This is a genomic window from Pantoea sp. LMR881, assembly GCF_027157825.1.
GTDB classification, from domain to species: domain Bacteria; phylum Pseudomonadota; class Gammaproteobacteria; order Enterobacterales; family Enterobacteriaceae; genus Pantoea; species Pantoea haifensis.
This window is the reverse complement of record NZ_JAPVOK010000002.1, coordinates 697239-716540: the sequence shown is the minus strand read 5'-3', so window position 1 is coordinate 716540 and position 19302 is coordinate 697239. Positions and strand designations below refer to the sequence as shown.

General features: G+C 51.6%; 20 protein-coding genes, 3 pseudogenes and 1 other annotated feature. Of the genes and pseudogenes, 11 read left to right on the top strand and 12 right to left on the bottom strand.

Annotated elements, in window-relative coordinates; translation table 11 throughout:
* Nucleotides 1-41 precede the first annotated feature (41 nt).
* Both astE and spy read left to right on the top strand, forming a co-directional pair.
* Nucleotides 42-1037 carry a succinylglutamate desuccinylase gene (gene astE, locus O3W44_RS05180; RefSeq protein ID WP_269292238.1) on the top strand — a complete coding sequence of 332 codons (996 nt, stop codon included), beginning with the start codon at nt 42-44 and terminating at the stop codon, nt 1035-1037.
* Nucleotides 1038-1332: 295 nt separating this feature from the next.
* Nucleotides 1333-1824, top strand: a complete 492-nt coding sequence (gene spy / locus O3W44_RS05175) for an ATP-independent periplasmic protein-refolding chaperone Spy (protein ID WP_269292237.1) — start codon at nt 1333-1335, stop codon at nt 1822-1824.
* Between the two features lie 78 nt (nt 1825-1902).
* Here the strand turns inward: spy and cho are convergent, their stop codons facing one another.
* The 4 genes and pseudogenes from cho to O3W44_RS05155 form a co-directional block, all read right to left on the bottom strand.
* Nucleotides 1903-2763 (bottom strand): excinuclease Cho, encoded by an 861-nt coding sequence (gene cho / locus O3W44_RS05170; protein WP_269292236.1) that lies wholly within the window; start codon nt 2761-2763, stop codon nt 1903-1905.
* Between the two features lie 116 nt (nt 2764-2879).
* Nucleotides 2880-3704, bottom strand: a complete 825-nt coding sequence (nadE, locus tag O3W44_RS05165; RefSeq protein ID WP_269292235.1) for an ammonia-dependent NAD(+) synthetase — start codon at nt 3702-3704, stop codon at nt 2880-2882.
* 116 nt (nt 3705-3820) lie between these two features.
* Nucleotides 3821-4974, bottom strand: a pseudogene (locus tag O3W44_RS05160) (multidrug effflux MFS transporter).
* Nucleotides 4975-5018: 44 nt separating this feature from the next.
* A complete protein-coding gene (locus O3W44_RS05155; protein ID WP_269292234.1) occupies nt 5019-5606 on the bottom strand; it encodes a TetR/AcrR family transcriptional regulator in 588 nt (195 codons plus the stop codon).
* A gap of 190 nt (nt 5607-5796) precedes the next feature.
* On the opposite strand from O3W44_RS05155, the gene osmE reads away from it, so the two are divergent.
* Complete coding sequence (gene osmE / locus O3W44_RS05150) at nt 5797-6132, top strand: osmotically-inducible lipoprotein OsmE (protein ID WP_269292233.1); 336 nt, start codon at nt 5797-5799, stop codon at nt 6130-6132.
* A gap of 56 nt (nt 6133-6188) precedes the next feature.
* On the opposite strand, the gene O3W44_RS05145 is transcribed toward osmE, so the two are convergent.
* From O3W44_RS05145 to hxpB, 6 genes and pseudogenes are all read right to left on the bottom strand, one after another.
* The gene (locus tag O3W44_RS05145; RefSeq protein WP_269292231.1) at nt 6189-6563 is read right to left on the bottom strand and encodes a DUF6515 family protein; all 375 of its coding nucleotides are present in this window, start codon (nt 6561-6563) and stop codon (nt 6189-6191) included.
* A 198-nt stretch (nt 6564-6761) separates the two neighbouring features.
* Nucleotides 6762-8153, bottom strand: a complete 1392-nt coding sequence (locus O3W44_RS05140) for an L-cystine transporter (RefSeq protein WP_269292230.1) — start codon at nt 8151-8153, stop codon at nt 6762-6764.
* A gap of 147 nt (nt 8154-8300) precedes the next feature.
* Nucleotides 8301-8889, bottom strand: a pseudogene (locus tag O3W44_RS05135) (metal-dependent hydrolase).
* A gap of 131 nt (nt 8890-9020) precedes the next feature.
* A complete protein-coding gene (gene kduD / locus O3W44_RS05130) occupies nt 9021-9782 on the bottom strand; it encodes a 2-dehydro-3-deoxy-D-gluconate 5-dehydrogenase KduD (protein ID WP_269292229.1) in 762 nt (253 codons plus the stop codon).
* Between the two features lie 15 nt (nt 9783-9797).
* Complete coding sequence (gene kduI, locus O3W44_RS05125) at nt 9798-10634, bottom strand: 5-dehydro-4-deoxy-D-glucuronate isomerase (protein WP_269292228.1); 837 nt, start codon at nt 10632-10634, stop codon at nt 9798-9800.
* Between the two features lie 172 nt (nt 10635-10806).
* Complete coding sequence (gene hxpB, locus O3W44_RS05120) at nt 10807-11475, bottom strand: hexitol phosphatase HxpB (RefSeq protein ID WP_269292227.1); 669 nt, start codon at nt 11473-11475, stop codon at nt 10807-10809.
* Between the two features lie 155 nt (nt 11476-11630).
* Between hxpB and O3W44_RS05115 the strand changes: the two are divergent.
* Nucleotides 11631-12165, top strand: a pseudogene (locus O3W44_RS05115) (YniB family protein).
* Between the two features lie 4 nt (nt 12166-12169).
* Here the strand turns inward: O3W44_RS05115 and O3W44_RS05110 are convergent.
* Together O3W44_RS05110 and ghoS are read right to left on the bottom strand one after the other, a co-directional pair.
* Nucleotides 12170-13063, bottom strand: a complete 894-nt coding sequence (locus O3W44_RS05110; protein WP_269292226.1) for a fructosamine kinase family protein — start codon at nt 13061-13063, stop codon at nt 12170-12172.
* 88 nt (nt 13064-13151) lie between these two features.
* The gene (gene ghoS / locus O3W44_RS05105; RefSeq protein WP_269294362.1) at nt 13152-13460 is read right to left on the bottom strand and encodes a type V toxin-antitoxin system endoribonuclease antitoxin GhoS; all 309 of its coding nucleotides are present in this window, start codon (nt 13458-13460) and stop codon (nt 13152-13154) included.
* A 352-nt stretch (nt 13461-13812) separates the two neighbouring features.
* Between ghoS and O3W44_RS05100 the strand changes: the two genes are divergently transcribed.
* From O3W44_RS05100 to pheS, 7 genes are all read left to right on the top strand, one after another.
* Entirely contained in the window at nt 13813-14574 is a 762-nt protein-coding gene (locus O3W44_RS05100; protein WP_269292225.1) for a DUF481 domain-containing protein, read from the top strand.
* 244 nt (nt 14575-14818) lie between these two features.
* A complete protein-coding gene (thrS, locus tag O3W44_RS05095; RefSeq protein ID WP_269292224.1) occupies nt 14819-16747 on the top strand; it encodes a threonine--tRNA ligase in 1929 nt (642 codons plus the stop codon).
* A gap of 3 nt (nt 16748-16750) precedes the next feature.
* Nucleotides 16751-17302, top strand: coding sequence for a translation initiation factor IF-3 (gene infC / locus O3W44_RS05090; protein ID WP_269294361.1), 552 nt, complete (start codon nt 16751-16753; stop codon nt 17300-17302).
* A 100-nt stretch (nt 17303-17402) separates the two neighbouring features.
* Complete coding sequence (rpmI, locus tag O3W44_RS05085; protein WP_006118955.1) at nt 17403-17600, top strand: 50S ribosomal protein L35; 198 nt, start codon at nt 17403-17405, stop codon at nt 17598-17600.
* Between the two features lie 39 nt (nt 17601-17639).
* The gene (gene rplT, locus O3W44_RS05080; protein WP_269292223.1) at nt 17640-17996 is read left to right on the top strand and encodes a 50S ribosomal protein L20; all 357 of its coding nucleotides are present in this window, start codon (nt 17640-17642) and stop codon (nt 17994-17996) included.
* 115 nt (nt 17997-18111) lie between these two features.
* Nucleotides 18112-18237 (top strand) — a sequence feature (Phe leader region).
* Nucleotides 18117-18161 carry a pheST operon leader peptide PheM gene (gene pheM / locus O3W44_RS05075; protein ID WP_106120997.1) on the top strand — a complete coding sequence of 15 codons (45 nt, stop codon included), beginning with the start codon at nt 18117-18119 and terminating at the stop codon, nt 18159-18161. Its footprint overlaps the feature before it by 45 nt.
* A gap of 71 nt (nt 18238-18308) precedes the next feature.
* A complete protein-coding gene (gene pheS, locus O3W44_RS05070) occupies nt 18309-19292 on the top strand; it encodes a phenylalanine--tRNA ligase subunit alpha (protein WP_269292222.1) in 984 nt (327 codons plus the stop codon).
* Nucleotides 19293-19302: the final 10 nt, after the last annotated feature.

The window sequence follows — 19302 nt, the reverse complement described above, 5'->3', positions numbered from 1 at the left end:
GGCGATAGCGGCCCGATAAATTCACGCAGTAAGGGGGAACGATGCAGGATTTTTTACAGCAGACGCTGTCTGAACAGGCACCGCGTAAGCGTCAGGGTGAAACGGCACATCTGCGCTGGCAGTGGTTAGATCATGGCATCCTGTTGATGGAACCAAAGGTGAAAGCCGGGCAGGCGCTGGTGTTGTCAGCAGGAATTCACGGTAATGAAACCGGGCCAGTTGAGATACTGAATCAGATTCTGTTGCCGCTGTTAAAGGGAGAAAAGCCGCTACAACAGCGGCTGCTGGTGGTGCTGGGCAATCCGCAAGCCTTAAAAGCCGGTAAGCGTTATTTGCGTTACGATATCAATCGCCTGTTTGGCGGGCGCTGGCAACAGATTGTTGACAGCGATGAAGCGCATCGCGTGTTGCATCTTGAACAGGCCGTAGAAACGTTCTGGCAAGCCTGCGAGAGCGATGAAACGCGCTGGCATCTGGATTTACATACCGCGATTCGTGGCTCGTATCACAGCCGTTTTGGCGTGCTGCCGCTTAATCCGCGCCCGTGGCCGACCAACTTTCTCGACTGGCTGGCCGCAGCGGAACTGGAAGCATTAGTCTTTCATCGCGAACCGGGCGGCACTTTTACCCATTTCAGCTGTGAACATTTTGCCGCCGCCAGTTGTACGCTGGAATTAGGTAAAGCCTTACCTTTTGGCGAAAACGATCTGTCACAGTTCACTGCTGCACACCAGGCGCTGGCGGCGCTGCTTTACGGCGACTCACTGCCCGCAGTGCAGCGGCAACCAAAGCGTTATCGGGTGGTGCAACAAATTACCCGCCTGAGTGAAAATTTTAAATTGCACATGGGACAAGAGACGCTGAACTTCACCGCTTTTCCGCAAGGCACACTGCTGGCAGAGGATAGCGAAACACGTTACTTCGTTCAGCAGGCGCGGGAATATGTGTTATTTCCTAATCCTGATGTCGCGCCGGGGTTACGGGCCGGTTTAATGTTAGTTGAAGAGAACGAACAGACGCAGGCGCTGCCTCTGTAGCCGGTGTTGTCATGAAAAAGTAAAACAGCGGGAGTTTTTCTTCCGCTTTTCTGCCAGAACCATTACACTCCCGCTGCTTTCCTCCATGATTTCTACCAAATTCACTGCAAATTCATAAAGTTTTGCAATTCCTCACGCAATTCTTCGCATTCTCTTCATGATTGCCGGATTTCTGTCTTTTATGCTTTCACGGCTTTACTCAGCCTCTGAGTAGTTGACGTTCAGCACCGTATGCTTGTTTCCGAAGACGCGACAGAGTGCTGTCGTCATTAATCTGAATTAAAAGGACACTATTATGCGTAAACTGACTTCCCTGTTTCTGGCTTCTACGCTGGCGTTTGGTGCAGCCAGTGCCGTTCACGCTGCGGCTGACAACCTGACGCCACCGCCAGCCGGTAGCGAAAAGCCAATGCATAAGCCGCCGATGCGTCACCACGGCATGGACATGATGTTCAAAGGTCTGAATCTGACGGATGCGCAGAAGGGTCAAATGCGTGAAATCATGAAAGAGAGCCGCAAAGATATGAAGCGTCCGTCGCTGGAAGAGCGCCGCGCTAACCACGCCATCATTGCATCTGACCGCTTTGATACCGCCAAAGCAGAAGCACAGGCTGAAAAAATGACCGCTAACGCCAAAGAAAACGCGGTGAAAATGATGGAAACCCAGAATAAGCTGTACAACGTACTGACTCCTGAGCAGAAGAAGCAGTACAACGCGAATTTTGAAAAACGTCTGACAGAGAAACGCCCGCACGATGGCAAAATGCCACCACCGCCGGCTGAGTAATTCTTAACCAGCGTAACCGTCTGAGACCGCCGACGTTGTTCACTTTGATTCAGTATGTGAGCAGCGTCGGCGGTTTTTTTATAGCGGATGGACAGGATATGCCCCCGAAAGAATGGGGCGGCAAAGAATTTTATAGCCGTCGTGATCGAAGCCGCCTGGGGCACGCTTTAACGTCTTCGCCTCTTCCAGGCTACTCACTGAGCCCAGATAGAACCAGTGATCGATAACGTGAATCTGCGTCATGTTTTTGCCTTCTTCGACCAGGCCCACCGCGCCTTGCCACGGCCAGCAAAATACCCGCACATTTTCCAGCGCAGCCAGCAGCCGATCCTGATGATCGCTGACCGGCTCTTTACCACAGCAGGCGCCAGCACATCTTTTCAGCGCGGAGCGGAAACAGCCGCGCCGGGGGCTTAATGTTTCCAGCCCCAGTAAGCCGTGACAAAGTTGATACTCATCCGCGAGCTGTTTCAGCCTTTCCAGCGCGGCAAAGCGACTGCGGTAGAGGCCAAACAGATTAGGCGACTGGGTAAAATCGAGTTCGCGCGCATAGACCACCTGCGGCTTACCGTCCGTAATTTGCAGTGAGCAGAGCTGGCGGTTTTTACGTAATCGCTTATTAAACAGCGGTTGCTGCGTTTTGATCATTTGCGCTTCGAGCAGCAACGCGCCGAGATCGCCCGCCGTGGGGATCCAGCTAATGCGCCGCGACTGGCGCAACATTTTTGCTTCATCCGGCGTCCGGAAATGGGACATCACCCGCGTACGCAAATTGACACTCTTGCCGATATAAAGCGGCATGGTGTCGCTTTCACCATGGAAGGTATAGACGCCTGGCACATTTGGCAGGCCTTCCAGCCATTCACGTAAATGCTCGGGATATTCATATATTGCCGCCGCGTCGAATTCGAGGCGGTGCGTCGCTGCACGTCGTACCAAGATGGACTCCAGTTACTGGTTGTCCATACAGTGTATCAGGGCGGTGAAATGTTCGCCAGTAGGGCACATGCGCTGAAGAGATTCTCCCTTACCGGGGGTAAGGGAGAGAGAGAGATTTATTGCCAAAAATCGTCAAACACCGTGATCGGCGGACGGCGTTTGTGTTCCGTTTTCAGATACCAGCCTTCAATGATTTTCGCCGTATCATCCGCGACGGTTTTACCTTCAAGATAATCATCGATCATCTCATAAGTGACACCAAGCGCCACTTCATCCTGCAAACCCGGACGCTCATCTTCCAAATCCGCGGTGGGTTTTTTCAGGTAAAGGTGCTCCGGGCAGCCCAGGGCCTTCAGCAACTCTTTGCCCTGGCGTTTGTTAAGACGAAAAAGGGGATTGATGTCAGTTCCGCCATCGCCATACTTGGTGAAAAAGCCCGTCACGGCTTCTGCCGCATGGTCGGTACCGACGACAACGCCTTTGGTCATGCCAGCGATGCTGTACTGCGCTTTCATACGCTCGCGTGCTTTTTCATTGCCGCGGATAAAGTCAGACAGAGTAATACCTGCCTCTTGCAGGGCGCGTTCGCTGGCCAGCACCGACTCTTTGATATTGACCACCAGCGAGCGATCCGGCTTGATAAACGCCAGCGCGTCCTGACAATCTTGCTCGTCAGCCTGTACGCCGTAAGGCAAACGCACCGCCACAAAGGCGTAATCATTATCGCCGGTCTCTTCGCGCAGTTCAGTGATTGCCAGTTGCGACAGTTTGCCTGCCAGCGTGGAATCCTGACCGCCACTGATGCCGAGCACCAGCGTTTTTAAACCCGAGTGGCGCTTCAGATAAGATTTGAGAAAATCGACGCTGGTACGAATTTCTTGCTGAGCGTCAATGGTAGGCTTAACGCCAAGGGCTTCAATGATTTCCTGCTGCAGTGACATGAACATCTCCTCGTCAATAGCCTGTCGGCACGATGCAAACAATACAATAAAGCTAACGTGCAAAACCGAAAACAACAAGCCAAAGCGGCCGCTGTTTTCGGTTAATCGTTGCTAAATCAGACAGTTTTTACCTGAGGCTGCGGTTTTTTCGCCAGCAGGGTAAACATAACAATAGCGGACATAAAGCAGCCAAAGATTGTAGCGGCCATGCTGATGACCGAGGTGCCGCCAATGCCGGAGATCGGCACTGCCAGTGCGCCCAGGCTGAACATAGTGACGCCAATCACCGCTGACGCGCTGCCTGCACGATGGCCCTGACTTTGCATCGCCAGCGAGGAGGCCGTGGTGGCGATTACGCCGTTGCTGGCAATGGTGAAGAACAGCGCAACCAGCAGCAGTGGCAACGGCGCCGCGGTCAGTGCGGCAAGCAGCAGCAGGCTGGAAGCGACAAACGCCAGCGTCAGGCCGCCTTTCAATACGCGATATTCACCCCACAGTGGGCAGAGGCGCGCACTGGTCTGTGACGCAATGACCAGGCCAATGCCGTTGGCGGCAAAGCAGAAGCTGAACGCCTGCGGTGATAAGCCGTAAATTTGCTGTAAAACAAACGGCGATGCGCCGATGTAGGCAAACATGCCCGACATCATAAAGCCCTGAGTCAGACAAAACCCCATGAACGGACGATGCGTAATGACCTCACCGAGTGCCGCATAAGCGGAAAAAGGGTGCCTTTGCTGCGGCGCTCCTCTGGCAGCGTTTCATGCAGTTTCCAGCGCGTCAGAAAAATCAGTAACACAGCAATACAGCCCAGCACCACGAAAATGCCGCGCCAGTTAAGCACTGTCATCAATACCCCGCCCAGTACCGGCGCTGCGATTGGGGCCAGACCGTTGACCAGCATCAGCAGTGCAAAGAAGCGAGTCAGTTCATGACCGCTGTACATGTCACGCGCCACGGCACGAGACAACACTGCACCGCCTGCACCCGCTAAACCTTCAAACAGGCGCGCCAGCAGCAGTTGGTTAATGTCCTGTGCCAGCGCGCAGCCCACGGAGGCGATAAACAGCAGCACCAGCGATAACATCAAAGGGCGAATGCGGCCAAACTTGTCACTCATCGGGCCAAACAGCAGTTGCCCGGCGCCCAGACCCAACAGTCCGGCCGTCAGGCTAAGCTGCGCGGTCGCCGTTTCGGTATTCAGGTCATGCGCCAGTTGCGGTAAAGCCGGCAAATAAAGATCGATACAAAGCGGCCCAAGCGCCGCAAGCATTCCCAGCGTGATGGCATAGACCAGCCGGTTAGTATGTGCAGGTGTCATTTATCCTCTGAATGTTTAACGATGTGATGAATCAATTGTTGATAAAGGGACTGGAGCGTGGCCGCTGACGCTTTCTGTGGCGTCAGTCGTCGAAAGGCGGTGCCTTCAACCAGTACGGCTAATACTTCTACGCAGGCTGTGATCTGTTCTGCGCTCAGGTGTGGATGATTAAGTTGCATATTGCGGCAGGCATTACTGAAGATGCGGGCATCGGCAGCTTGCAGAATGTCTGCCACGCGCGAATTGCGACTGGCTTCTGCCGCCACTTCCAGCATCAGCATCTCATCATCTTCATTCAGCGTTTCACGCCAGGCGAGCGTCGTGGCAAAAGAGTGTGCATCAAAGGTATCACTCATCGCCGCAACGCGGTTATCAATGATACGTTTCACCATCTCTTCAATGAGCGCATCTTTGCTGGGGAAATAGCGATAAATTTGCCCCACGCTCAGGTTAGCTGCACTCGCCAGTTTCGCCATGCTGGCAGCATGAAAACCGGATTGCCGAAAGCACTGACGGGCCGCCACGATGATTTCATCCTGGCGGGTGCGATGGCGTCTGTCACGCGCTTCTCGCTGTTTGTTCATGCCAACTCCAGATAATAGTTTTGAGAGTGCTTATTCTCGCCCGCGATTATACGTATGCCTTGACGCTATAACAGCTTTCTTTACGAAAACCTGACGCTTCAGAGTGCACTTAAAATTCGCCATAAACTTGATAAGCCTGAATTTATGTTCCAGGCTTTCACATCATGGACAAAAAACGAGGAACAACAAGATGAATAAAGTGATGGGATGTATCGCTGCGGCACTGACTCTGGCTGCACTGTCTGGTTGTACGACTTACGATCGCGCTGAAAGCTACGTGACTAAGCCGGTAGTGAAGGATGTCAAAAAGGGAATGACGCGCGACCAGGTTCGTCAGATTGCTGGTACACCGTCAACGGAAATCACCATGGTCCACGCACGTGGCACTTGTCAGACGTATGTGTTGGGTGAACGTGACGGCAAACCGCAGACTTACTTCGTTAGCTATAACGACACAGGCCGTGTCATGAATTATGGCTTCCAGAGCTGTGCGGATTATGACACTGATCCACAAGCCAACCAGTAAGCTGGCGGCAGAACAGCAAACGGCCCATCACTGATGGGCCGTTTTCGTTTAAGCCATTATAAACCGGCAGGGCGAGGGACTTCGACGTAATCGCCATTTATCTCGCGCTGGTAGTAATGCCCTTCCTGCACGTAGAAACGCTTACCGTTAAAATCGAGTACGCGCATTTCACCGTTTGACGGCTCTGAAGGTGGCTGAACCGTCACGTAGGTGTCGCCCTGGCGCTGATAATAGCTGCCATTCAGCAGAAAGTAAGTCAGACCCCCGATTAATACAGCGGTCGCGGTCTCGGGCAGAAAATGTAGCGGACCCGGACCACCCCAATGCGGGCTGCCTCCGCGTGGAGCCTGATCCCAGCCGCCGGGATGAGCAAAAACAAACGTGGGCGATAACAAGGTTAACGCCAGCACGGAGGCGATAACATTTTTCATGGGTGTTCTCCTGCGATGAAGGCATGCAGGATTCCGCTTTTAGTGGAAAAAGACAAGCAGAAAAGCGGTGATTTTTCGGCTTTTTACCCTGCTTAACGCTTTCTTAACCCGGCCCTCATGATGGCGGGCAATTGTGAAGGTTTTTTGCCTGGAAATGCAGAAAAACCTGGCACGGTTATGCCAGGTTTTCACAGGAAATTAGCGGTGGGCCAGTTCGGCGTGCTCGTCGCTTTCCAGCAGTTTCTTATCGGTTAATCCTAACCAACGGCTGGTGAGTGAACCGGCGGTCATTGCACCATTCACATTCAATGCAGTACGCCCCATATCAATCAACGGCTCGATGGAAATCAGTAGCGCCACCAGCGTGACCGGCAAGCCCATGGCGGGCAGCACAATCAGCGCGGCAAAGGTTGCACCACCACCGACACCAGCAACGCCAGCAGAGCTCAGCGTAACGATACCCACCAGCGTAGCAATCCACAGTGGATCAAAGGGGTTGATGCCTACCGTCGGCGCAACCATTACCGCCAGCATGGTTGGATAAAGTCCGGCACAGCCATTTTGGCCGATGGTGGCACCAAAAGAAGCCGAGAAGCTGGCAATCGATTCCGGTACGCCCAGGCGACGGGTTTGTGTTTCGACATTCAGCGGAATGCTGGCTGCGCTGGAACGGCTGGTAAAGGCAAAGGTAATGACGGGCCAGACTTTGCGGAAAAAGCGCAGCGGATTGATGCCGTTTACCGACAGCAGCAGCGCGTGAACGGCGAACATGATCGCCAGACCCAGATAAGAGGCAACAACGAAGCCGCCCAGCTTAATGATGTCATGCAGGTTGGAACCGGCCACAACCTTGGTCATCAGCGCCAGCACACCATAAGGCGTCAGTTTCATGATCAGGCGCACCAGCTTCATTACCCAGGATTGCAGGGTATCGATGGCAACCAGAACGCGCTGACCTTTTACGTTGTCATCTTTTAACAACTGAAGTGCGGCAACCCCTAAGAACGCAGCAAAAATCACGACGCTAATAATAGAGGTCGGATTTGCGCCGGTTAAATCGGCAAAGGGGTTTTTAGGTATAAACGACAGCAGCAACTGCGGCACAGTGAGGTCAGCGACTTTGCCAGCGTAGTGGCTTTGAATGGCATTCAAACGCGCGGTTTCCTGCGCACCCTGAACCAAACCTTCTGCACTCAGACCAAACAAGCCGGTAACCAGCACGCCAACCAGTGCCGCAATGGCGGTAGTAAATAGCAGCACGCCAATGGTCAGTACGCTGATTTTACCCAGCGAAGAGGCGTTATGCAGCCGTGCCACGGCGCTGAGAATAGAAACAAACACCAGCGGCATAACAATCATTTGCAGCAGTTGCACATAACCGTTGCCCACTACGTTGAACCAGCCGATTGAAGATTTTAATACGTCGCTCTCTGCACCATAGATGAATTGCAGCGCCAGACCAAACAGCACACCCATGACCAGGCCGGTGAGCACTTTTTTGGACAGGCTCCATTTTTCCCGTCCCAGACGCGACAGCAGCACCAGCAACACAACAAAGGCTGCGATATTTAGCGTTAAAGGAAGATCCATACTGAAACTCCGTAATGCTGCGCTGAACCAGGTCCAGGCAGCATAATGTTATGCACGAATTAAGTGGACAGGGATGTTATCAGCAGGTGAGGGTGCAGCCTTATATCCAAATAGAATTATTTATAACAAAAGGGGGGATTTGTCTTCTTAATGTGCATTTTGTGCAGAAATAAGCCGACTGACGCCATTTTGCAGCGTATCAAAAAGCTGAGCAGGCCAGCCGTTTGCACCAAAAGAAGGCATGCCAACCGGAAACCACAGCGCATAACCCACTAATCCCGGCATAACGCCCGCTCAAGTTGATTGCCTTTTTGCGTTCTGAGAACAGGTACGCGAAAGCGCCAGCGGCATGGCCAGAGTAACGGCACGCCAGCCGGTGTCAGCATGTCAGCCACAATGTGGCTCAAATAGCCCAGCGTCAGCCCTTGCAATACATCAGCCGGAATCGGCCACTCTTTCGGCACGTTGATCTGGAAGAGCCATAGCGCGGCGGCGACGGCCAACAGGCTATGAGTGAACCCGCGATGCCCAAAAGCGCGGGCTATTGGATGAGAGATCCATTTCAGCCTTTGGCCCAGCAAGGATTTAGGGTGATCGATATCGGGCAACAGGCAGGTCAATAATGTTGCTGGAATCAAATGCCACCAGTCCGCTTGTGCCATCACGGGCGTGAGTTCGGCACGTTTAGCGAAAATAGCGGTCGCAATGGCAAAATGATGTGGCCTTCGCCCGTCATGATAAAACCTGGCTGCAAAAAACTGTCAATGCATCCAGTATAGGGATTTAACCAGTAAATGAGAACATGTGACGCTGTAACGAAGCGTTAATTTTTTAGGCTAACGGGCTGCATGCGCGGCCCGTTCTGAATTAACGAGCCAGCCAGCCACCATCCACCGCAATGGTATAGCCGTTGATATAGTCGGAGGCAGCAGAGGCTAAAAAGACCACGGGTCCCATCATGTCATCCGGATCGCCCCAGCGACCTGCGGGAATACGCGCCAAAATTTCTTCGCTGCGCGATTCATCATTCCGCAACTGTTCGGTATTGTTCGTTGCCATATAGCCAGGCGCAATCGCATTGACGTTGATATTGTGTTTCGCCCATTCGTTGGCCATCAGACGGGTTAAGCCCATTACTGCGCTTTTTGATGCAGTATAAGAAGGGACACGGATACCGCCCTGAAATGACAACATTGAGGCGATATTGATGATCTTCCCGCCGTGCCCCTGAGCAATAAACTGGCGCGCAACCTGCTGTGACAAAAAGAACACGCTTTTGCTGTTGATATTCATCACATCATCCCAGTCCTGCTCGCTAAAGTTCAGCGCATCTTCGCGGCGAATAATGCCAGCGTTGTTCACCAGGATGTCTATTTTTCCAGCAGCGGCGAGAGCCTGTTCAACCACCGTAGAAACGATGTCAGGATGAGTAAGATCGGCCTGTACCGACCAAAACTGACGACCCAAAGCTTCTACTTTGCTTTGTGTCTCATCAGGACCGGCGCGATTTACGCCTATGATGTCACAACCCGCCTGTGCCAGTCCGATCGCCATTCCCTGGCCCAGCCCGGTATTGCAGCCCGTTACCAGCGCCACTTTGCCTTCCAGGTTAAACGCGTTCAGTATCATCTTGTTCTCCTCTGCTTAGCGCAGTTCGCTAATTTTGACGTGGTCCATGTCATCAAACACCTGATTTTCACCAATCATGCCCCAGATAAAGGTATAACGCTGCGTGCCCACACCAGCATGGATAGACCAGCTGGGAGAGATCACCGCCTGTTCGTTATGTACCAGCAAATGACGTGTTTCTTGCGGCTGCCCCATCATGTGGAACACGGCGGTCTCGTCACTCATATCAAAATAGAAATAGACCTCCATGCGGCGTTCATGGGTATGGCACGGCATGGTGTTCCATAAGCTGCCTTCTTCCAGTTTGGTCAGTCCCATGGTGAGCTGGCAGGTTGGCAGTACGTCCGGCACGATAAACTTATTGATGGTGCGGCGGTTAGAGGTCGCGGCATCGCCGAGCGTGGTTGAAGAGGCTTCCTGCAACGTGATTTTCTTATCAGGGAAAGTGGTGTGAGCGGGGGCGCTGTTGTAATAAAACTTGGCAGGCTGCGCGGGGCTGGCGCTGCGAAACACCAGATTGCGAGCGCCTTTGCCGACGTAAAGCGCCTCCTGATGACCTATTTCCCAGGTTTTACCGTCGACTTCCACCAGGCCAGCACCGCCTACGTTAATCACGCCAAGCTCGCGTCGTTCCAGGAAGTAGCTCACGCCGAGCTGTTTCCCGAGGTCGTCCCCAAAAGAGACCGCTTTGTCTACCGGCATCACACCGCCAATGATGATGCGATCAATGTGGCTATAGGTCAGGGTGTAAGTATCGGCATCGAAGATTTTTTCAATCAGAAATTCACGACGCAGTGCGGTGGTATCAAGCTGCTTTGCGTGGTCGCTATGAATGCTTTGACGAACGTCCATCTCAGGCCTCTCTACAAAAGGATTATGCACGCCCCGGCTGGGGTCTCTTTGCGCATCTTAGGCAGAGTGAATTACGAATTCAATTAAAATGAAACGTTGTTTTATTTATTTGCGGGGAGATCAATTCTGCGCAATGTTATTGATAAAAAGCCCGCCGGAAAGCGGGCTGTTTTTAACCTTGCAGGTGCGCTGCCGTCAGTTGCGTAAGATCGCTAAGTTTAACCTCTGCCAGCGACCAGCGCGGATCATCGCGGTGTTCTGCGGCGGGTACAACAATTGAACGCATACGCGCCGCTTTGGTTGCAATCATTCCGTTGAAAGAATCTTCAAGCGTCACGCAGTTTAGCGGATCGATGCCAAGTTTAGCCGCGGCATCCAGGTAAACCTGTGGGTGCGGTTTGCTGTAAGGTAACGCTTCTGCTGACACCAGAACATCAAAGTAAGAACGTAAACTGAAGAGCGCCAACACGCGCTCCAGCATGTGCAGCGGCGAAGCCGAAACCAGGCCAATTTTCAGGCCCTGCTGCTGGCACAGTTGCAGCGCAGCTTCAACGCCAGGTAATAAAGGGCGCGTCTCTTCGATTAAATTCAACGCGCGGGTGATGATCCGGTCAGTGACCTCTTGTTGACTCGGCCCGCTCCACGGCAACGTTTCGTACCACATCCGCACAACCTGATCGATGCGCAGGCCGAGCGTATCGGGTAATTCGCTGCGGCGCGTCAGGTCGACGTCCAGCGTTGAAAAAATATCCATTTCAGCCTGATCCCACAGCGGTTCGGAATCAACAATTAATCCATCCATATCAAACAAGGCAGCAAGAACAGGGCGGTGATAAGACATTTGACATCTCCTTGAGAAATTTGCGCTACCTTAGCACGAACGTTCGGCGCGGGTATTGCCAGCGCATACGCGCTGCAGCCTGCTCATTTTTTTGGGAAATTTTTCTGAGCGCAGGTAGACTTAGTGCACATTGGATTTTGGGTTCAGGAGATATTATGACCTATCAACAGGCTGGCCGCATCGCCATCCTTAAGCGTGTGGCTGGCTGGGTGATCTTTTACTGGCGCTGTTGTCCACGGTAATTTCCGTGCTGAGTTTTATGTTCAGGCACAGTGAGAAACAGCCCGGCATTGATGCGGTAATGCTGGATTTTATCCATGTCATCATTGATATGATTCGTTTTAACACGCCATTCCTGAGCTTTTTCTGGCACAACTCACCAGTGCCTGAGTTCAACGGAGAAATGAATATCGGTTTCTGGATCATCTACATTCTGGTGTTTGTCGGCCTGGCGCTGGAAGCCTCTGGCGCACGGATGGGACGCCAGGCTCGTCACATAAAAGAAGGCATTGAAGATCAACTGATCCTGGAACAGGCCAAAGGCAGCGAAGGGCGCACACGCCAGCAACTGGAAGAAAAAGTGCGGGTCCCTCGCCACACTATTTTTTACAGATTTTCCCACTCTATATTTTGCCGATCGTGATTGCGATTGCAGGCTACTTTGTCCTGTCGCTGCTGGGATTTTTATAAGTAATCAGGCCGGTTTGGCCTGATGCTGTGCCGCTTCATCCTCATCCAGCAACTGGCCAATAGCGTACTGCGCTTCGCTGAGCCAGTTGCCACCAAACACGTTGGCGCGGTTCAGCAAATAGTAGAGCTGATAAACCGGTTGACGCTGCGAAAAGCCATCCGGCAACGGCCAGACAGAATGATAACCATCAAATATTTGTCGTGGCAGATCGGTATACCAACTCAGCATCGCTAAATCGCATTCGCGATCGCCCCAGTAGCATGCCGGGTCAAATATCCACGGGCCTTGCGCACTACCGGCAACGTTGGCGGGCCAGAGGTCGCCATGCAGCAGAGAGGGCTGCGGATGGTGGGACGCCAGAACGCGCTGTACACAGGTGACGATGAGATCGGTGTCACCGTACAAAATTCCTTTTTCAGCAGCAATTTGCAGCTGCCAGCCAATACGCTGCTCTGCAAAAAATACTGACCAGCGGCGCAACCAGCTATTAGGCTGCGGCGTAGTGGTAATGTTGTTATCGAAATCAAGGCCGAACTGCATTTGCTCGCTCCACTGATGCAGTTGCGCCAGCTGCTGGCCCAGTTGAAAGGCGCTGCGATCGTCAAGCGGTTGCGGGGCAATGTACTCAAGCAATAAAAAACTGTCGTCACGGTAGCTGTCAACGCCGTACACCCCGGGAACACGCACGGTTTGCGTTCGCTCAAGAAGGGCCAGTTGATCGGCTTCCCACGTAAACAGTGAGAGCATGTCGCGGTGATTACATTTTACGAAAACATCATGTTCACCATAACGAATATGCCAGGCAGGATGCACATCCCCACCGGGAAGTTCATGGCGTTGCGTGATTTCGGCGTTGCCTAACTGCTCGCTTAACAGACGACTAATGGCTGACCACATCGGGCTATCCTCTTTATTCGCTGCGTAAGATCGATTTTAACGCTTAAATATTCACCAAAACCAGCGTTGATGCACAGCTTTATTCTGGCTAAACGGATGAACTTTTACCGGCGGCGTCGCGTAAGAACGTCTCAAGTGTAGAAATCGTCACTTCAGGCTGCTGTCCCAGCACGCTTTCACCCACTGCTGTAGCTTGCTGTTGTAAATCGGCCTCATCCAGCGTGCTGACAATGCCAAAGCTATTCGTACCGAGTTCGTGTGGATGGCCTTCATCATCTGTCAGCGTGGTGGTGAAGCCCGCAGACGTCATGGTGCTGGTCAGTTCCAGAATGTCACTTAGCCCAGACTCCTGAAAATGAAAAGTAACGATATAACGGGTTAACGATTGGCTGCTCATCATTCACCTCAATATGATTTTTCCTGACCAAATCGTAGTTCAAGATGAAAAAATGGGCGAATTATTAAGGAGATGAGATCAAAGTTTTCTCATTTAAGCGAGTAAAGAGATGTAAGTTAATTTTCGCCGGTTGAGAAAAATCTTATCGTTAACGGGATGTCTTTACGTTAAGTGCCGATTATAATGCGCTGCGTTAATGGGAAAAGTCCCATTAATCAGGGCGTATCAAGGCATTTGCAGAGATTTCACTGGCGTTAATATTTTTTTACAAATCTTACCGTAAATTGCATTGCTTGACTTGCGAAACGCTTCAAACTCTCCGTTTTTTAAACTGTCGCACGGATCACATTTAATGAAAGCCTTAAACAAGCTGTCTGCTGTTCTTTTGCTCTCTGCTGGCGCGTTTTGCCATCAGGCATTGGCTGATAACAACGTTTTTACCTCTATGGATGACCCTTCCACAGCCAAAAAACCGTTTGATGGATCAGCGTCTGCGGGTTACCTGGCGCAAACCGGTAACACCACCAGCTCATCGCTGACTGCGCAAACCAATATGACATGGTATCAATCTTCCATGGCTTACAGCTTGTGGGGTAATGCTGCAAATACCTCATCAAATGATGAACGCTCCTCTGAAACCTATAACATTGGTGGCCGTAGCCGTTATAACATCAGCAATTACGACTACCTGTTTGGCCAGGCGAGTTGGCTGAGCGATCGTTTCAACGGTTATGATTCACGTGATGTTCTGACGGCGGGTTACGGTCGTCAGATCCTGAACGGCCCGGTGCATTCGCTGCGTGCTGAATTCGGTCCGGGTGTGCGTTACGATGATTTTCATGATGGCGGCCACGAAACCAAAGCGTTGGGTTATGGCGCTGTCAGCTACCAGTGGCAACTCACCGATACCACCAAATTCATCCAGGGTGTTTCTGTGCTGAGCAGCTTTGGCGAAGATACCACGGTGAACTCAGAAACCGGTTTGCAGGTCGCTATCAACGAACATTTTGCCCTTAAACTGGCTTATAACGTGACCTGGAATAACAATCCGCCAGAATCGGCGCCGGATCGTACCGACACCAAAACCTCGATCATGCTCTCTTACGCGATGTAAGCGTTGGTACGCGACATCCGTTAAAGCAGCCGGGTATGATACCCGGCTGCTTTTTTTGCTCTCTCCGAGGCTTAGCGAAAAAGCATGGGTTTTGATCGTCAGCCAAAACTGCTATTATCTGCGCCGCACTACAATCCTGGCGTCATTCCGACAATGTGGGTCTGACATCACGCCAGGCAATCAAATTTACTCAATGTTGCATGTAGGCTTTCGTGTGGCTTACCACTGCAATTAAGGATATGAAATGCCTGTAATTACGCTTCCTGATGGCAGCCAGCGCGTTTATGACCGCCCTGTCAGCGTCATGGATATCGCACTTGATATCGGCCCTGGTTTAGCCAAAGCCTGTATTGCCGGTCGTGTGAACGGCGAGCTGGTCGATTCGGTTGATCCCATTACTGAAGATGCATCTGTCGCGATTATCACTGCGAAAGATGAAGCCGGTCTGGAGATCATCCGTCACTCTTGCGCGCACCTGTTAGGTCATGCGATTAAGCAGCTGTGGCCAGACACCAAAATGGCGATCGGTCCGGTAATTGATAACGGCTTCTATTATGATGTCGACATCGATCGTACCCTGACCCAGGAAGATATCGACCTGCTGGAGAAACGCATGCATCAGTTGGCTGAGTCCAACTACGATGTGGTGAAGAAAAAAGTCAGCTGGCAGGAAGCGCGCGACGTGTTCGCTGCGCGTGGTGAAGTCTATAAAACCACTATCCTTGATGAAAATATCAGCCACGACGATCGTCCTGGCCTTTATCATCATGAAGAATACATTGACATGTGCCGCGGTCCGCACGTGCCAAATATGCGTTTCTGCCATCATTTCAAACTGCAGAAAATCTCAGGTGCTTACTGGCGCGGTGACAGCAATAACAAAATGCTGCAGCGCATTTATGGTACGGCCTGGGCAGACAAAAAACAGCTGGCAGCCTATCTGCAGCGTCTGGAAGAGGCCGCAAAACGCGACCATCGTAAGATTGGTAAGCAGCTTGATCTCTACCATATGCAGGAAGAAGCGCCGGGCATGGTGTTCTGGCACAACGATGGCTGGACCATCTTCCGCGAGCTGGAAGTGTTTGTTCGTAGCAAACTGAAAGAATATCAGTATCAAGAAGTTAAAGGTCCGTTTATGATGGACCGCGTGCTGTGGGAAAAAACCGGGCACTGGGAGAACTATAAAGAAGCGATGTTCACCACCTCTTCAGAGAACCGCGAATATTGCATCAAGCCGATGAACTGCCCAGGCCATGTACAGATTTTTAATCAGGGCCTGAAATCGTATCGTGACCTGCCGCTGCGTATGGCAGAGTTTGGCAGTTGTCACCGTAACGAGCCATCAGGAGCACTGCATGGCCTGATGCGTGTGCGGGGTTTCACTCAGGATGACGCCCACGTTTTCTGTACTGAAGAGCAGGTGCGTGATGAAGTAAATAGCTGTATTCGCATGGTTTATGACATGTACAGCACCTTCGGCTTTGAAAAGATTGTGGTGAAACTTTCCACCCGTCCGGAAAAGCGCATCGGTACGGATGAAATGTGGGATCGTGCTGAAGAAGATCTGGCAGCCGCGCTGAACGAAAACAACATTGAGTTTGAGTTCCAGCCAGGCGAAGGTGCCTTCTATGGCCCGAAAATTGAGTTTACTCTGTACGATTGCCTCGATCGTGCCTGGCAGTGCGGAACAGTTCAGCTAGACTTCTCCCTGCCGAAGCGTCTTGATGCCACGTATGTTGGCGAAAACAACGATCGCCAGACGCCAGTGATGATTCACCGTGCGATTCTGGGTTCAATGGAACGCTTTATTGGCATTTTGACCGAGGAGTTTGCCGGTTTCTTCCCAAGCTGGTTGGCACCGATGCAGGCTGTGGTAATGAATATTACCGACGGACAAGCAGAATATGTTGAGACTTTGACACGTAAATTGCAGAATGCTGGCATTCGTGTGAAAGCGGACTTGAGAAACGAGAAGATAGGCTTTAAAATCCGCGAGCACACATTACGTCGCGTCCCTTATATGTTGGTCTGCGGTGACAAAGAGGTGGAAGCTGGCAAAGTAGCCGTTCGCACCCGCCGTGGTAAAGACCTTGGGTCGATGGATGTTGATGTGTTTGTTGAGAAGCTGCAACAAGAGATTCGCAGCCGAAATCTTCACCAATTGGAGGAATAAGGTATTAAAGGCGGAAAACGAGTACAACCGACGCGTCCGAATCGAATCAACAGTGAAATCCGCGCAACAGAAGTGCGCTTAACAGGCGTTGATGGCGAGCAGATTGGTATTGTCAGTCTACGCGAGGCTTTGGAAAAAGCTGAGGAAGCGGGCGTTGATTTAGTTGAAATCAGCCCGAACGCCGAACCGCCGGTTTGCCGCATTATGGATTACGGCAAGTTCCTCTATGAGAAAAGCAAATCTTCTAAGGAACAGAAGAAGAAGCAAAAAGTTATTCAGGTTAAGGAAATTAAATTCCGTCCTGGAACCGATGATGGCGACTATCAGGTCAAACTACGCAACCTGATTCGCTTTCTGGAAGAAGGCGACAAAGCCAAAATCACGCTGCGTTTTCGTGGTCGTGAGATGGCGCACCAACAGATCGGTATGGAAGTGCTTAACCGCGTCCGTAAAGACCTGTGTGAAGATCTGGATTTGGCCATTGTCGAATCCTTCCCTTCGAAGATCGAAGGCCGCCAGATGATCATGGTGCTCGCTCCTAAGAAGAAACAGTAGGCTTTCAAGTAATATTTACCGCGCAGCGTTCGCGCTGTGCGGCTAAGTGTTCGCCTGTCTGGGTCATGTTATCAACAATGCGAAGTGGATATTTTTTAAAATGCCAAAGATTAAAACTGTACGTGGCGCGGCTAAGCGCTTCAAGAAGACCGCTTCTGGCGGCTTCAAGCGTAAACACGCAAACCTGCGTCATATTCTGACCAAAAAGTCAACTAAGCGTAAACGTCACCTGCGCCCTAAAGGCATGGTGTCTAAAGGCGATCTGGGTCTGGTTGTTGCCTGCCTGCCGTACGCATAAGTCAATTTTTTTAACAGAATATAGAACAGGAGAGCTCACATGGCTCGCGTTAAACGTGGTGTAGTTGCTCGCGCACGTCACAAAAAAATCTTAAAACAAGCTAAAGGCTATTACGGTGCACGTTCACGTGTATACCGCGTTGCCTTCCAGGCTGTTATCAAAGCTGGTCAGTATGCTTACCGTGACCGTCGTCAACGTAAGCGTCAGTTCCGTCAGCTGTGGATCGCACGTATCAACGCTGCGGCGCGTCAGAACGGTATGTCTTACAGCCGTTTCATCAATGGTCTGAAAAAAGCAGCCATTGAAATTGACCGTAAAATCCTGGCTGACATCGCCGTATTCGACAAAGTGACATTTACTGCACTGGTTGAAAAAGCGAAATCAGCTCTGGCGTAAGTCAGATGAAAAAGGGAGCTTGCTCCCTTTTTATTGCCTGTAACTCATGCAAAAGATTGACATTTTCGCCGTTGGGCATTTCAATAGTGCCGTTCATTTGATGACAAGGTAACTGCAAGCATGAATGCTGCTATTTTCCGTTTCTTTTTTTACTTTAGCGCCTGACAGTCAGGGGCTTTTGCGCATAAGAAAAGAAACGAAAAATCGCGCCGAAAGCCTCCCTCGTGGAGGCTTTTTTGTTTTTGGCGATAGCACATTGGATCTAAAGGTCCCAACGAGAACTGACCAGCCTGACTGGAAGAAGAGGAAAACATGTCCCAACTCGCAGAACTGGTGGCCAAAGCCACGGCGGCCATCGACGGGGCGACGGATATCGCCGCCCTTGACGCGGTGCGCGTCGAATATTTGGGTAAGAAAGGGCATCTGACATTACAGATGACCACATTACGCGAGCTGCCACCAGAAGAGCGTCCAGCAGCCGGTGCGGTAATTAACGAAGCCAAACAGCAAGTGACTGATCGCCTGAACGCACACAAAGCGTCGCTGGAATCAGCGGAGCTCAATGCGCGTCTGGCGGCTGAAACCATCGATGTGTCACTGCCGGGTCGCCGCATTGAGAATGGCGGCTTGCATCCGGTGACCCGTACGATTGATCGTATCGAAACCTTTTTTGGTGAACTTGGTTTCGCAGTCGCGACCGGTCCGGAAATAGAAGATGATTACCACAACTTTGATGCACTGAATATTCCTGGGCATCATCCTGCGCGTGCCGATCACGACACCTTCTGGTTTGACGCCACGCGCCTGCTGCGTACTCAAACGTCAGGTGTACAGATCCGTACCATGAAGAATCAGCAGCCGCCTATCCGCATTATCGCGCCAGGACGGGTCTATCGTAACGATTACGACCAAACGCATACCCCGATGTTCCATCAGATGGAAGGCTTGATCGTTGATAAAAACATCAGCTTTACCAACCTGAAGGGGACACTGCACGATTTCCTGAATAACTTCTTCGAGGAAAACTTGCAGATTCGCTTCCGTCCTTCCTATTTCCCGTTCACCGAACCCTCTGCTGAAGTGGACGTGATGGGTAAAAACGGCAAATGGCTGGAAGTGCTGGGCTGCGGCATGGTGCATCCTAACGTACTGCGTAACGTGGGTATCGATCCAGAAGTCTATTCAGGTTTCGCCTTTGGTATGGGCATGGAGCGTCTGACCATGTTGCGCTACGGCGTCACCGATCTGCGCGCATTCTTCGAAAATGATTTACGTTTCCTCAAACAATTTAAGTAAGGGCAGGTTA

What these genes read in the sequence shown, in the direction of transcription:
- spy (WP_269292237.1), top strand. Translation starts at nt 1,333, where the DNA reads ATGCGTAAACTGACTTCCCTGTTTCTGGCTTCTACGCTGGCGTTTGGT.
- O3W44_RS05100 (WP_269292225.1), top strand. Translation starts at nt 13,813, where the DNA reads ATGAAAGCCTTAAACAAGCTGTCTGCTGTTCTTTTGCTCTCTGCTGGC.
- thrS (WP_269292224.1), top strand. Translation starts at nt 14,819, where the DNA reads ATGCCTGTAATTACGCTTCCTGATGGCAGCCAGCGCGTTTATGACCGC.
- O3W44_RS05155 (WP_269292234.1), bottom strand. Translation starts at nt 5,606, where the DNA reads ATGAACAAACAGCGAGAAGCGCGTGACAGACGCCATCGCACCCGCCAG.
- rpmI (WP_006118955.1), top strand. Translation starts at nt 17,403, where the DNA reads ATGCCAAAGATTAAAACTGTACGTGGCGCGGCTAAGCGCTTCAAGAAG.
- ghoS (WP_269294362.1), bottom strand. Translation starts at nt 13,460, where the DNA reads ATGAGCAGCCAATCGTTAACCCGTTATATCGTTACTTTTCATTTTCAG.
- osmE (WP_269292233.1), top strand. Translation starts at nt 5,797, where the DNA reads ATGAATAAAGTGATGGGATGTATCGCTGCGGCACTGACTCTGGCTGCA.
- hxpB (WP_269292227.1), bottom strand. Translation starts at nt 11,475, where the DNA reads ATGTCTTATCACCGCCCTGTTCTTGCTGCCTTGTTTGATATGGATGGA.
- pheS (WP_269292222.1), top strand. Translation starts at nt 18,309, where the DNA reads ATGTCCCAACTCGCAGAACTGGTGGCCAAAGCCACGGCGGCCATCGAC.
- kduI (WP_269292228.1), bottom strand. Translation starts at nt 10,634, where the DNA reads ATGGACGTTCGTCAAAGCATTCATAGCGACCACGCAAAGCAGCTTGAT.
- O3W44_RS05110 (WP_269292226.1), bottom strand. Translation starts at nt 13,063, where the DNA reads ATGTGGTCAGCCATTAGTCGTCTGTTAAGCGAGCAGTTAGGCAACGCC.
- O3W44_RS05145 (WP_269292231.1), bottom strand. Translation starts at nt 6,563, where the DNA reads ATGAAAAATGTTATCGCCTCCGTGCTGGCGTTAACCTTGTTATCGCCC.
- kduD (WP_269292229.1), bottom strand. Translation starts at nt 9,782, where the DNA reads ATGATACTGAACGCGTTTAACCTGGAAGGCAAAGTGGCGCTGGTAACG.
- rplT (WP_269292223.1), top strand. Translation starts at nt 17,640, where the DNA reads ATGGCTCGCGTTAAACGTGGTGTAGTTGCTCGCGCACGTCACAAAAAA.
- astE (WP_269292238.1), top strand. Translation starts at nt 42, where the DNA reads ATGCAGGATTTTTTACAGCAGACGCTGTCTGAACAGGCACCGCGTAAG.
- nadE (WP_269292235.1), bottom strand. Translation starts at nt 3,704, where the DNA reads ATGTCACTGCAGCAGGAAATCATTGAAGCCCTTGGCGTTAAGCCTACC.
- O3W44_RS05140 (WP_269292230.1), bottom strand. Translation starts at nt 8,153, where the DNA reads ATGGATCTTCCTTTAACGCTAAATATCGCAGCCTTTGTTGTGTTGCTG.